This window comes from Streptomyces sp. NBRC 110035 (assembly GCF_000829695.1).
In the GTDB taxonomy this organism is placed as follows: Bacteria; Actinomycetota; Actinomycetes; order Streptomycetales; family Streptomycetaceae; genus Streptomyces.
In genome coordinates, this window is sequence record NZ_BBNN01000020.1 from 195,734 (window position 1) to 207,821 (window position 12,088).

Here is a 12,088-nt window from a genome sequence, read left to right on the forward strand (position 1 = left end):
TCCCGCATCCCGCGGCGGCGACCCGGCGCCCTCCCGAACCTAGGAGTCACCTTGAAGCGCGACATCCACCCCGCGTACGTCGAGACGCAGGTCAGCTGCACCTGCGGCGCGTCGTTCACCACCCGCAGCACCATCGAGTCCGGCACCGTCCGGGCCGAGGTCTGCTCCGAGTGCCACCCGTTCTACACGGGTAAGCAGAAGATCCTCGACACCGGTGGCCGTGTGGCCCGCTTCGAGGCCCGCTTCGGCAAGGCCGCCGGCTCCAAGAAGTAGCGAGCCCCATTTCGCCGGTCCACGGCCGCGCCCCCGCCCGGGGCAGGCCGGGACCGGCGTTTTTGGTCCGCCCCTTCACCCACGTACCAGCAGGAGCCCAAGATGTTCGAGGCCGTCGAGGAACTCGTCGCCGAGCACGCCCACCTGGAGACGAAGCTCGCCGACCCGTCGGTCCACGCCGACCAGGCCAACGCGCGCAGGCTGAACAAGCGCTACGCCGAACTCACCCCGATCGTCACCACGTACCGCACCTGGAAGCAGACCGGGGACGACATCGGGACCGCGCGTGAACTGGCCGCGGACGACCCGGACTTCGCCGCCGAGCTGAAGGACCTGGAGAAGCAGCGCGAGGAGCTCACCGAGAAGCTCCGCCTGCTGCTGGTCCCGCGCGACCCCAGCGACGACAAGGACGTCATCCTCGAGGTCAAGGCGGGCGCGGGCGGCGACGAGTCCGCCCTGTTCGCCGGTGACCTGCTGCGCATGTACCTGCGGTACGCCGAGCGCGTGGGCTGGAAGACCGAGATCATCGACGCCACGGAGTCCGAGCTGGGAGGCTACAAGGACGTCCAGGTCTCCGTGAGGACCAAGGGCGGCCAGGGCGCCACCGAGCCCGGCCAGGGCGTGTGGGCCCGGCTGAAGTACGAGGGCGGTGTGCACCGCGTGCAGCGGGTGCCGGCCACCGAGTCGCAGGGCCGCATCCACACCTCCGCGGCGGGCGTCCTGGTGACCCCCGAGGCGGAGGAGGTCGACGTCGAGATCAACCCGAACGACCTGCGGATCGACGTCTACCGCTCCTCGGGACCCGGCGGGCAGTCCGTCAACACCACCGACTCCGCCGTGCGCATCACGCACCTGCCGACCGGAGTCGTCGCCTCCTGCCAGAACGAGAAGAGCCAGCTGCAGAACAAGGAGCAGGCGATGCGTATCCTGCGCTCCAGGCTGCTCGCGGCGGCGCAGGAGGAGGCGGAGAAGGAGGCCGCGGACGCCCGGCGCAGCCAGGTCCGCACCGTCGACCGCTCCGAGAAGATCCGCACCTACAACTTCCCGGAGAACCGCATCTCGGACCACCGCGTCGGGTTCAAGGCGTACAACCTGGACCAGGTCCTGGACGGCGATCTGGACGCGATGATCCAGGCCTGTGTCGACGCGGACTCGGCCGCCAAGCTCGCCGCGGCATGAGGCCGGCCCACCGGGCCTGAGCACCGGGCCCGCTGTCCGGGCCCCGCGCGAGGGGCCCGGACAACCGGGCCGCCGCAGCGACCGTACAAGAACCTCCGGAGGATGAGCGTGCAGCACCATAGTGGGGGGCGCCCCCCGAGCCCCCGCAGCGTGCTGCTCGCGGAGGTGGCCCAGGCCACCCAGCGGCTCGCCGACGCAGGCGTGCCCTCGCCGCGCACCGACGCGGAGGAGCTCGCCGCGTTCGTGCACGGCGTCAAACGCGGCGCACTGCACACCGTCAGGGACGCCGACTTCGACGCCCGCTACTGGGAGGTCGTCGCCCGCCGCGAGGCGCGCGAACCGCTCCAGCACATCACCGGGCACGCCTACTTCCGCTACCTCGAACTCCAGGTGGGGCCCGGGGTGTTCGTGCCGCGCCCGGAGACCGAGTCGGTCGTCGGCTGGGCCATAGACGCGGTACGGGCCATGGACGTCGTCGAGCCGTGCGTCGTCGACCTGTGCACCGGCTCGGGCGCCATCGCGCTCGCCCTCGCCCAGGAGGTGCCGCGCTCCCGCGTGTACGCCGTGGAGCTGTCCGAGGACGCCCTCGTGTGGACCCGCAAGAACATGGAGGGCTCGCGCGTCGAACTGCGCCAGGGAAACGCCCTGACGGCCTTCCCGGACCTCGACGGCCAGGTCGACCTCGTCGTCTCCAACCCGCCGTACATCCCGCTCACCGAATGGGAGTACGTCGCCCCCGAGGCGCGCGACCACGACCCCGGCCTGGCGCTGTTCTCCGGCGAGGACGGCCTCGACCTCATCCGCGGTCTGGAGCGCACCGCGCACCGCCTGCTGCGCCCCGGCGGCGTGGTCGTCGTCGAGCACGCCGACACCCAGGGCGGCCAGGTCCCGTGGATCTTCGCCGAGGACCGTGGCTGGACCGATGCCGCCGACCACCCCGACCTGAACAACCGGCCCCGGTTCGCCACCGCCCGCAAGGCGCTGCCGTGACCGTCCGGCAGACTTCGACCACCCCCAGCCGCATGTGTACGAGGAGGCCCGCCAGATGGCTCGGCGATACGACACCAACGACGCGACCGACCGCGCGACCGGTCTGCGTGAAGCCGCGTCCGCCGTCCGCCGGGGCGAGCTCGTGGTGCTGCCGACGGACACCGTCTACGGCATCGGTGCCGACGCGTTCACCGGCGAGGCCGTCGCCGACCTCCTGGAGGCCAAGGGGCGCGGCCGCAGCATGCCCACGCCCGTCCTCATCGGCTCCCCGAACACCCTGCACGGCCTGGTCACGGACTTCTCCGAGCAGGCCTGGGAACTGGTCGACGCGTTCTGGCCGGGCGCGCTGACCCTGGTCGCCCGGCACCAGCCGTCCCTCCAGTGGGACCTCGGCGACACCCGCGGCACGGTCGCCGTCCGCATGCCGCTGCACCCGGTCGCCATCGAGCTGCTCACCGAGGTCGGCCCGATGGCCGTCTCCTCGGCCAACCTGACGGGGCACCCCGCGCCGGAGAACTGCGACGCGGCCCAGGAGATGCTCGGCGACTCCGTCTCCGTCTACCTCGACGGCGGGCCCACCCCGGGCATCGTCCCCTCGTCGATCGTCGACGTCACGCGCCCCGTGCCCGTGCTGCTGCGCGAAGGCGCCATCCCGCCGGAGGAGCTGCGCAAAGTGGTACCCGACCTCGAGGTGGCGAATTGACGGCCCCCGAGTCGGGGCGTGGCATAGGCAACAGGGAACGCAGCGCGGAGGAGACGACCACCTTCGGGTTTCCGCGCGACACCTTCCGCATCCTCCACGTCAGCACCGGAAACGTCTGCCGCTCGCCCATCACCGAGCGGCTGACCCGGCATTTCGTGAGCCAGCGGCTGGGCCTCCTGGGCGGCGGGCTGATCGTGGAGAGCGCGGGCACCTGGGGGCACGAGGGCGCGCCGATGGAGTCCCACGCGGAGACCGTGCTGGCCGACTTCGGCGCGGACGCCTCCGGCTTCACCGGCCGTGAACTGCTGGACGACCACGTGATCCGCGCCGACCTGGTGCTGACCGCGACCCGCGACCACCGCGCCCAGGTCATCTCCATGGGCCACTCGGCGGGCCTGCGCACCTTCACGCTGAAGGAGTTCACCCGCCTGGTGAACGCGATCGACCCGGCGACCCTGCCCCCGGTGGACGAGGGCCTGGTCATGCGCGCCCGCGCCCTGGTCCGGGCCGCCGCCGCGCTGCGCGGGTGGCTGCTGGCCCCGACCGCCGAGGCGGACGAGGTCTACGACCCCTACGGCGGGCCCCTGCCGTTCTTCCGCTCCATCGGCGACGAGATACACCAGGCCCTGGACCCGGTCGTCACCGCCCTCACCGGCGTCCCGACCCGAACCTGACGGCTCCGCCGCGGTGCCCGGCCGACCTGCCCGGGGCGGCGGCCGCGACCTTCCGGGAGGCGCGGCAGCCGAGCGGGGCGGGGGCGGCGGGCCTACATTGGTCGTACGCCGGCTTCGATGTCCGGGAGCGCACCATGACGGTCACCCACGCCCTCGAGGGCGGGTTCGGGGTTCTGCGCCGGCAGGACCCCGAACTCGCCGGGATCCTGGACGCGGAGCGGGAGCGGCAGGCGACCACCCTCCAGCTGATCGCCGCCGAGAACTTCACCTCGCCCGCCGTGCTGGCCGCCCTCGGCTCACCGCTCGCCAACAAGTACGCCGAGGGATACCCGGGCGCCCGCCACCACGGCGGCTGCGAGACCGCCGACGCCGCCGAACGCCTCGCCGTCGAGCGGGCCAGGGCACTCTTCGGCGCCGACCACGCCAACGTCCAGGCGCACTCCGGATCGTCGGCCGTGCTGGCCGCCTACGCCGCCCTGCTGCGCCCCGGGGACACCGTCCTCGCCCTCGGCCTGGCCCACGGCGGCCACCTCACCCACGGCTCGCCCGCGAACTTCTCCGGCCGCTGGTTCGACTTCGTCGGCTACGGCGTGGACGCGGAGACCGGGCACATCGACCACGACCAGGTCCACGCCCTGGCCCGCGCCCACCGGCCCAAGGCGATCGTCTGCGGCTCCATCGCCCACCCCCGCCACATCGACCACGCCTTCTTCCGCGAGGTCGCCGACGAGGTGGGCGCCTGTCTGATCGCCGACGCCGCGCACCCCATCGGGCTCGTCGCCGGGGGAGCGGCGCCCAGTCCGGTCCCGTACGCGGACATCGTCTGCGCGACCACGCACAAGGTGCTGCGCGGGCCGCGCGGCGGCATGCTCCTCTGCGGCGCCGAGCTGGCCGAACGGGTCGACCGCGCGGTCTTCCCCTTCACCCAGGGCGGGGCCCAGATGCACACCGTCGCCGCCAAGGCGGTCGCCTTCGGGGAGGCGGCGACCCCGGCCTTCGCCGCGTACGCCCACCAGGTCGTCGCCAACGCGCGGGCCCTCGCCGAAGCTCTGGCCGACGAGGGACTCCTCGTCACCACCGGCGGCACGGACACCCACCTGATCACCGCCGACCCTGCTCCGCTCGGCGTCGAGGGGCGCGAGGCCCGCGGCCGGCTCGCGGCGGCCGGAATCGTCCTGGACTGCTGTGTCCTGCCGCACGCCGACGACCGCGGACTGCGCCTGGGCACCGCGGCGGTGACCACGCAGGGCATGGGGGAGCGGGAGATGGTGCTGATCGCCGGGCTGCTGGCGAGCGTCCTGCGCGGCGGCACCGAGCCGGCGCGGACCCGCACGGACGTCCACGAACTGACCGCCGCCTTTCCGCCATATCCTGGCTGAGACATGTCACCCGGCCGGGCACGCGCACCCGTACGGGCGCCGACGCGGGGCAGGCGCACCCGGGCGGTCGGGCCGTGTGCGCCGCTGTGCACGGACACACGTGCAACCATCGTCGCCACCCGGAAGTCCTCACCCGTATGCGTGCCTCGCTAGGGTGTGAGGCTGTGATGGCCAGCGAGACCTGTGGGGAAGCCCGTGCGTGAATACCTGCTGACGCTCTGCATCACGGCCGCGGTGACGTATCTGCTGACAGGGCCGGTACGGAAGTTCGCGATCGTGGCGGGAGCGATGCCGGAGATCCGGGCACGCGACGTGCACCGGGAACCCACTCCCCGGCTCGGCGGGATCGCCATGTTCTTCGGACTGTGCGCGGGACTGCTGGTCGCCGACCACCTCACCAACCTCAGCCAGCTCTTCGAGAAGTCCAACGAACCACGGGCGCTGCTCTCCGGAGCGGCGCTGATCTGGCTGATCGGTGTGCTGGACGACAAGTTCGAGATCGACGCCCTGATCAAGCTGGGCGGGCAGATGATCGCCGCCGGTGTGATGGTCGTGCAGGGCCTGACGATCCTGTGGCTGCCCATCCCCGGCGTCGGCTCGGTCGCGCTCACCCAGTGGCAGGGCACCCTGCTCACGGTCGCCCTGGTCGTCATCACCATCAACGCGGTCAACTTCGTCGACGGCCTGGACGGTCTCGCGGCCGGCATGGTGTGCATCGCGGGGGCGGCGTTCTTCCTGTACGCGTACCGCATCTGGTACTCGTACGGCATCGAGGCGGCCGCCCCGGCGACGCTGTTCTCGGCGATCCTGATGGGCATGTGCCTGGGCTTCCTGCCGCACAACATGCATCCCGCGCGGATCTTCATGGGCGACTCCGGCTCCATGCTGATCGGTCTGGTCCTCGCCGCCGGCGCGATCTCCATCACGGGCCAGGTCGACCCCGACGCCCTGAACCTGTACGCGGGCGGGGAGAAGGAGGCCGTGCACCAGACGGTGCCGGTCTACATCCCGCTGCTGCTGCCGCTGACGATCATCGCGGTGCCGGCCGCCGACCTCGTCCTGGCCATCGTGCGCCGCACCTGGCGCGGCCAGTCGCCGTTCGCGGCGGACCGGGGCCACCTGCACCACCGCCTGCTGGAGATCGGCCACTCGCACAGCAGGGCGGTGCTGATCATGTACTTCTGGTCGGCGCTGATCGCCTTCGGCGCGCTCGCCTACTCGGTCAACTCGGCGTCCATGTGGATCGTGCTCAGCGTGGTCATCCTGAGCGCCCTCGGTCTGCTGCTGCTCCTGCTGCCCCGGTTCACCCCGCGCGCGCCCCTGTGGGCCCAGCGCGTCGTCCCGCCGCGCTACCGCCGTCGCCGGTCCCCGGCGGCCGCGTCCGCCCCGCAGGAGGCGGGAGAGCGGGCCCCGGACGCGGACGCCCCGGCGGGCACGGAGCCGGACGACCGGGCCGCCGCCGCGGCCGACCGCCGTGCCCCGGTGACCGCCGGGGTCTCGGGGGGCAACGGTGCGACGGCCCTGGGCCACCACGCGCACCCGGGCGACCGGGGGACGACCGCGGGTTCCCGCTGAGGCGGCATGGCACACATCACGGTCAAGGTAAGAATCCGACTAGAGCATTGCCAAGTCGTGGGGTGGCGATGGGGCACTCTTGGGGGCGTGAAGCGCCCTAATACCAGACAAGTCGACCCCTCGCACCCTCAGGTGTGTAGGCTCACTCGCATGCGTGACCTTCCCTGCGGCCATTAGGTAAAGACTGCATCAAATAGTTTGTGATACCGTTCACGAGTCTCGTCGGGGAGAGCCGGGGAACCGCAGTACGACGGTTCGCCGGCGGAGGGAAACCGCCCTCCGTCCGCGGGACTACGCTCGTCCCTGACGACATCCTTTGCCCCCTGTTCAAAGCGGAGTTCCGCCATGCCGTCCAACGACGTCCGGATCCTGATGCAGGCTGCCGTACCCACCGCCGCCGTCGGTGCCGTCGCGGTCGCGGTCGGTGGTGCCGTCGAAGGCGGCCAGGGAGCGATCGGCGCGGTCATCGGTGCAGCGCTCGTGATCCTGCTCATGGGGACCGGGCTGTACGTCCTCCAGTGGATCGCCAGGTCGATCCCGCACCTGTTCCAGGCCATGGGCATGATGATGTATCTGACGCAGATCCTGCTGATCTTCGTCTTCATCGCGCTCTTCAAGGACACGACGCTCTTCCACCCCCAGGCCTTCGCGCTCTCCCTGCTCGTCTCCACCCTCACCTGGGTCACGGCGCAGGCGCGCGCCACCATGAAGGCCAAGACCTACTACGTGGACCCCGAACCGACGGCGACCGGCAACACGGCTGAGGCGAAGGAAGCTTCGGGGCGCCAGCCGTGAGACGTAGGGCCGGGATAAGGGTGCACGACAGACCCTGCTATCGTCCGGTGCCAACTGCGGCATCGCGGGCGCGGGCATCCACGCTGACGCCTGACACATCGCGAGGCGAGATGCCCCACAGCCGCCCCCACATCCGTAACACCAGTCCCGTGCCGATCCGCGGCTCCGTGCCGCGCCGACACCACGAGGTTGCCGAATCAATGCGCCACGCTGAAGGAGCCCGCGGTGAGTGCTGACCCGACACAGGTGCTCGCCTTCGAGACCGACTGCCACATCTTCGACGGCTGTGGCTTCCCGTCTCCCGGGCTGCACTCGTTCCTGTTCGAGCCCATGTGGGGCGACGGTGACAGCAGTGTGTACTTCAACAAGACGATGCTGCTGGCGCTGCTCGGCTCGGTCATCATCATCGGCTTCTTCTGGGCGGCGTTCCGCCGGCCCCAGGTCGTCCCCGGCAAGCTCCAGATGGTCGCCGAGGCCGGCTACGACTTCGTCCGCCGGGGCGTCGTCTACGAGACGATGGGCAAGCGCGAGGGCGAGAAGTACGTCCCGTTCATCGTCGCGCTGTTCTTCTTCGTCTGGATGATGAACCTCTGGTCGATCATCCCGCTCGCCCAGTTCCCGGTGACGTCGGTCATCGCGTACCCGCTGGGGCTGGCGCTGCTCGTCTACGCCGTGTGGGTCTCGCTGACCTTCAAGCGGCACGGCTTCGTCGGCGCCCTGAAGAACTTCACCGGCTACGACAAGTCGCTCGGTGCGGCGCTGCCGGTCGTCATGCTGATCGAGGCCTTCTCGAACCTGCTCGTGCGACCCTTCACCCACGCCGTGCGGCTCTTCGCGAACATGTTCGCGGGCCACATCCTGCTGGTGCTGTTCACCATCGCCAGCTGGTACCTGCTGAACGGCATCGGGATCGCTTATGCCGGCGTCTCGTTCGTGATGGTCCTGGTGATGACCCTCTTCGAGCTCTTCATCCAGGCCCTGCAGGCGTACGTCTTCGTTCTCCTGGCCTGCACCTACATCCAGGGCGCGCTCGCCGAGCACCACTGAGCGTCCCGCACCACCCCCATTCGTCCGGTGGCCCACCCCCCACCGGCCCGTGAAGAAAAGGAAGAACCGGAATGTCCTACACCCTGGCCGCTGTCACCGGCTCGATCGCTTCCATCGGTTACGGCATCGCCGCCTTCGGTCCCGGCATCGGCGTCGGCATCATCTTCGGCAAGGGCACCGAGGCTCTCGCCCGTCAGCCCGAGGCCGCCGGCCTGATCCGCTCCAACCAGATCCTCGGCTTCGCCTTCTGTGAGGCGCTCGCCCTGATCGGTCTGGTCATGCCGTTCGTCTACGGTCTGTGATCGTCTGATTCACGACCGGCCCACCAGACGAAAGGCACTCTGATATGAGCAAGCTGCTTCATATCGCGGCCGAGGAGGTCCAGAACCCCCTCGTCCCGCCGATCCCCGAGCTCGTCATCGGCCTGCTCGCCTTCGTCATCGTCTTCGGTTTCCTCGCGAAGAAGCTCCTCCCGAACATCAACAAGGTTCTGGAGCAGCGGCGCGAGTCCATCGAGGGCGGTATCGAGAAGGCCGAGGCCGCTCAGACCGAGGCCCAGAGCGTCCTTGAGCAGTACAAGGCCCAGCTCGCCGAGGCCCGGCACGAGGCCGCGCGCCTGCGCCAGGAGGCACAGGAGCAGGGCGCCACGCTCATCGCCGAGATGCGCGCGGAAGGCCAGCGGCAGCGCGAGGAGATCATCGCCGCCGGTCACGCGCAGATCGCGGCCGACCGCAAGGCCGCCGCGTCCGTGCTGCGCCAGGACGTGGGCAAGCTCGCCACCGACCTGGCCGGCAAGCTCGTCGGCGAGTCCCTCGAGGACCACGCCCGGCAGAGCCGTGTGATCGACCGGTTCCTCGACGACCTCGACCAGAAGGCCGAGGCCGCACGATGAACGGAGCGAGCCGCGAGGCCCTGGCAGCCGCACGTGAGCGTCTCGACGCGCTGACGGACTCCACGTCCGCCGACGCCGGCTCGCTCGCCGAAGAGCTGGCCGCCGTCACCGCGCTCCTCCACCGCGAGGTGTCGCTGCGCCGGGTCCTCACCGACCCGGCGCAGGACGGCGGGACCAAGGCGGACCTGGTCCGGCGCCTGCTCGGAACCCAGCTCAGCGGCGCCGCCGCCGACCTGGTCTCCGGCATGGTGCGCTCCCGCTGGTCGCAGCCCCGCGACCTGGTGGACGCGCTGGAGGAGCTGGCCGACCTCGCCGACCTCACCGCCGCGCAGAAGGCCGGCGCGCTCGACAGCGTCGAGGACGAGCTGTTCCGGTTCGGCCGGATCCTCTCCGCGAACAACGACCTGCGCGCCGCGCTGACCGACCGCAAGGCCACCGCCCCGGCCAAGAGCGAGCTGCTGAACAGCCTGCTCGGACGCAGGGCGGACGCGACCACCGCACGTCTGGTGACGCGTCTGGTCTCCGCGCCGCGTGGACGTAGCCTGGAAGCGGGACTGCAGTCCCTGTCCAAGCTCGCCGCCGACCGTCGCAACCGCATGGTGGCCGTCGTCACCTCCGCGGTGCCGCTGAGCGACCCGCAGAAGCAGCGCCTCGGCGCCGCCCTCGCGAAGCTCTACGGCCGCGCCATGCACCTCAACCTCGACGTCGACCCCGCGGTCGTCGGCGGGATGCGGGTCCAGGTCGGGGACGAGATCATCAACGGCTCCCTCGCGGACCGGCTGGAGGACGCGAGCCGCCGACTGGCCGGCTAGCGCCGACGCGTCCCCCGCGCACCACGCGGCGGACGCGGCAACTGAACACGTCGTACGTACCTACGGCCCTGGTTGGGCCGTGCAGAGGATTCACCTCTTTCCGGGGGGAGTCCCCGACTCGTGGAATACCCCCAAAGTGAAACTTCGGGCCCAACAAGGAGAGCAGGGAACTCAGATGGCGGAGCTCACGATCCGGCCGGAGGAGATCCGGGACGCACTGGAGAACTTCGTCCAGTCGTACAAGCCGGACGCGGCCTCGCGCGAGGAAGTCGGCACGGTCACCGTCGCCGGCGACGGCATCGCCAAGATCGAGGGTCTTCCCTCGGCCATGGCCAACGAGCTGCTGAAGTTCGAGGACGGCACCCTCGGCCTCGCCCTCAACCTCGAGGAGCGCGAGATCGGTGCCGTCGTCCTCGGTGAGTTCAGCGGCATCGAAGAGGGCCAGCCGGTCTCCCGCACCGGCGAGGTCCTGTCCGTCGCCGTGGGCGAGGGCTACCTCGGCCGCGTGGTCGACCCGCTCGGCACCCCGATCGACGGCCTCGGCGAGATCGAGACCGAGGGCCGCCGCGCCCTCGAACTGCAGGCCCCCACGGTCATGCAGCGCAAGTCGGTGCACGAGCCGATGGAGACGGGCTACAAGGCCGTCGACGCCATGACCCCGGTCGGCCGCGGCCAGCGTCAGCTGATCATCGGCGACCGCGGCACCGGCAAGACCGCGCTGGCCGTGGACACGATCATCAACCAGCGTGACAACTGGCGCTCCGGCGACGTGAACAAGCAGGTCCGCTGCATCTACGTCGCCATCGGCCAGAAGGGCTCCACCATCGCGTCGGTCCGCCGCGCGCTGGAGGAGAACGGCGCCCTGGAGTACACGACCATCGTCGCCGCCCCGGCGTCCGACCCGGCCGGCTTCAAGTACCTGGCGCCCTACACCGGCTCGGCCATCGGCCAGCAGTGGATGTACGAGGGCAAGCACGTCCTCATCATCTTCGACGACCTGTCGAAGCAGGCCGACGCCTACCGCGCCGTCTCCCTGCTGCTGCGCCGCCCGCCGGGCCGTGAGGCCTACCCGGGCGACGTCTTCTACCTGCACTCCCGCCTGCTGGAGCGCTGCGCCAAGCTCTCCGACGAGATGGGCGCCGGCTCGATGACCGGTCTGCCGATCGTCGAGACCAAGGCCAACGACGTGTCGGCGTTCATCCCGACCAACGTCATCTCCATCACCGACGGCCAGTGCTTCCTGGAGTCCGACCTGTTCAACGCCGGTCAGCGCCCGGCCCTGAACGTCGGTATCTCGGTCTCCCGCGTCGGTGGCTCCGCCCAGCACAAGGCGATGAAGCAGGTCTCCGGCCGGCTGCGCGTGGACCTCGCCCAGTTCCGTGAGCTGGAGGCGTTCGCCGCCTTCGGTTCCGACCTGGACGCCGCGTCGAAGGCGCAGCTGGAGCGCGGTCAGCGCATGGTCGAGCTGCTGAAGCAGGACCAGTACCAGCCGATGTCCACCGAGGACCAGGTCGTCTCCGTCTGGGCCGGCACCACCGGCAGGATGGACGAGGTGCCGGTCGCCGACATCCGCCGCTTCGAGAAGGAGCTGCTGGAGTACCTGCACCGCAGTGAGCAGGGCCTCATGACCTCCATCCGTGAGGGCGGCAAGATGTCGGACGACACCCTCCAGGCCGTGGGCGACGCGGTCGCGGCCTTCAAGAAGCAGTTCGAGACGAGCGACGGCAAGCTGCTCGGCGAGGACGCCCCGGCCGCTGCCGCCAAGTGAC

At 70.6% G+C, this 12,088-nt stretch carries 13 protein-coding genes; all 13 read left to right on the plus strand.

Annotation, left to right across the window (positions count from 1 at the left end; genetic code table 11):
• Positions 1-51 precede the first annotated feature (51 nt).
• The 13 genes from rpmE to atpA all read left to right on the plus strand — a co-directional run bounded on the left by rpmE (position 52) and on the right by atpA (position 12,087).
• On the plus strand, positions 52-273 hold the full coding sequence (gene rpmE, locus TU30_RS10410) for a 50S ribosomal protein L31 (protein ID WP_007499053.1): 222 nt from the start codon (positions 52-54) through the stop codon (positions 271-273).
• Between the two features lie 102 nt (positions 274-375).
• Entirely contained in the window at positions 376-1,452 is a 1,077-nt protein-coding gene (gene prfA / locus TU30_RS10415; RefSeq protein ID WP_042167554.1) for a peptide chain release factor 1, read from the plus strand.
• A gap of 102 nt (positions 1,453-1,554) precedes the next feature.
• Positions 1,555-2,442 (plus strand): peptide chain release factor N(5)-glutamine methyltransferase, encoded by an 888-nt coding sequence (gene prmC, locus TU30_RS10420; RefSeq protein WP_042167556.1) that lies wholly within the window; start codon positions 1,555-1,557, stop codon positions 2,440-2,442.
• Between the two features lie 55 nt (positions 2,443-2,497).
• Positions 2,498-3,145 carry an L-threonylcarbamoyladenylate synthase gene (locus TU30_RS10425; protein WP_042167557.1) on the plus strand — a complete coding sequence of 216 codons (648 nt, stop codon included), beginning with the start codon at positions 2,498-2,500 and terminating at the stop codon, positions 3,143-3,145.
• Entirely contained in the window at positions 3,142-3,819 is a 678-nt protein-coding gene (locus tag TU30_RS10430; protein WP_042167559.1) for a low molecular weight phosphatase family protein, read from the plus strand. Before TU30_RS10425 ends, TU30_RS10430 begins: the two co-directional genes overlap by 4 nt.
• Positions 3,820-3,953: 134 nt before the next feature.
• Positions 3,954-5,198, plus strand: coding sequence for a serine hydroxymethyltransferase (gene glyA, locus TU30_RS10435; RefSeq protein WP_042167560.1), 1,245 nt, complete (start codon positions 3,954-3,956; stop codon positions 5,196-5,198).
• A gap of 195 nt (positions 5,199-5,393) precedes the next feature.
• Positions 5,394-6,773 carry an MraY family glycosyltransferase gene (locus TU30_RS10440; protein ID WP_042167562.1) on the plus strand — a complete coding sequence of 460 codons (1,380 nt, stop codon included), beginning with the start codon at positions 5,394-5,396 and terminating at the stop codon, positions 6,771-6,773.
• 345 nt (positions 6,774-7,118) lie between these two features.
• Entirely contained in the window at positions 7,119-7,568 is a 450-nt protein-coding gene (locus TU30_RS10445) for a hypothetical protein (protein ID WP_042167564.1), read from the plus strand.
• 225 nt (positions 7,569-7,793) lie between these two features.
• Complete coding sequence (atpB, locus tag TU30_RS10450) at positions 7,794-8,615, plus strand: F0F1 ATP synthase subunit A (RefSeq protein WP_042167567.1); 822 nt, start codon at positions 7,794-7,796, stop codon at positions 8,613-8,615.
• 71 nt (positions 8,616-8,686) lie between these two features.
• Positions 8,687-8,917, plus strand: coding sequence for an ATP synthase F0 subunit C (gene atpE / locus TU30_RS10455; protein ID WP_042167569.1), 231 nt, complete (start codon positions 8,687-8,689; stop codon positions 8,915-8,917).
• Positions 8,918-8,961: 44 nt separating this feature from the next.
• Entirely contained in the window at positions 8,962-9,507 is a 546-nt protein-coding gene (locus tag TU30_RS10460) for a F0F1 ATP synthase subunit B (RefSeq protein ID WP_042167571.1), read from the plus strand.
• On the plus strand, positions 9,504-10,319 hold the full coding sequence (locus TU30_RS10465; protein WP_042167574.1) for a F0F1 ATP synthase subunit delta: 816 nt from the start codon (positions 9,504-9,506) through the stop codon (positions 10,317-10,319). Before TU30_RS10460 ends, TU30_RS10465 begins: the two co-directional genes overlap by 4 nt.
• A gap of 175 nt (positions 10,320-10,494) precedes the next feature.
• A complete protein-coding gene (atpA, locus tag TU30_RS10470; protein ID WP_042167576.1) occupies positions 10,495-12,087 on the plus strand; it encodes a F0F1 ATP synthase subunit alpha in 1,593 nt (530 codons plus the stop codon).
• Position 12,088 lies beyond the last annotated feature (1 nt).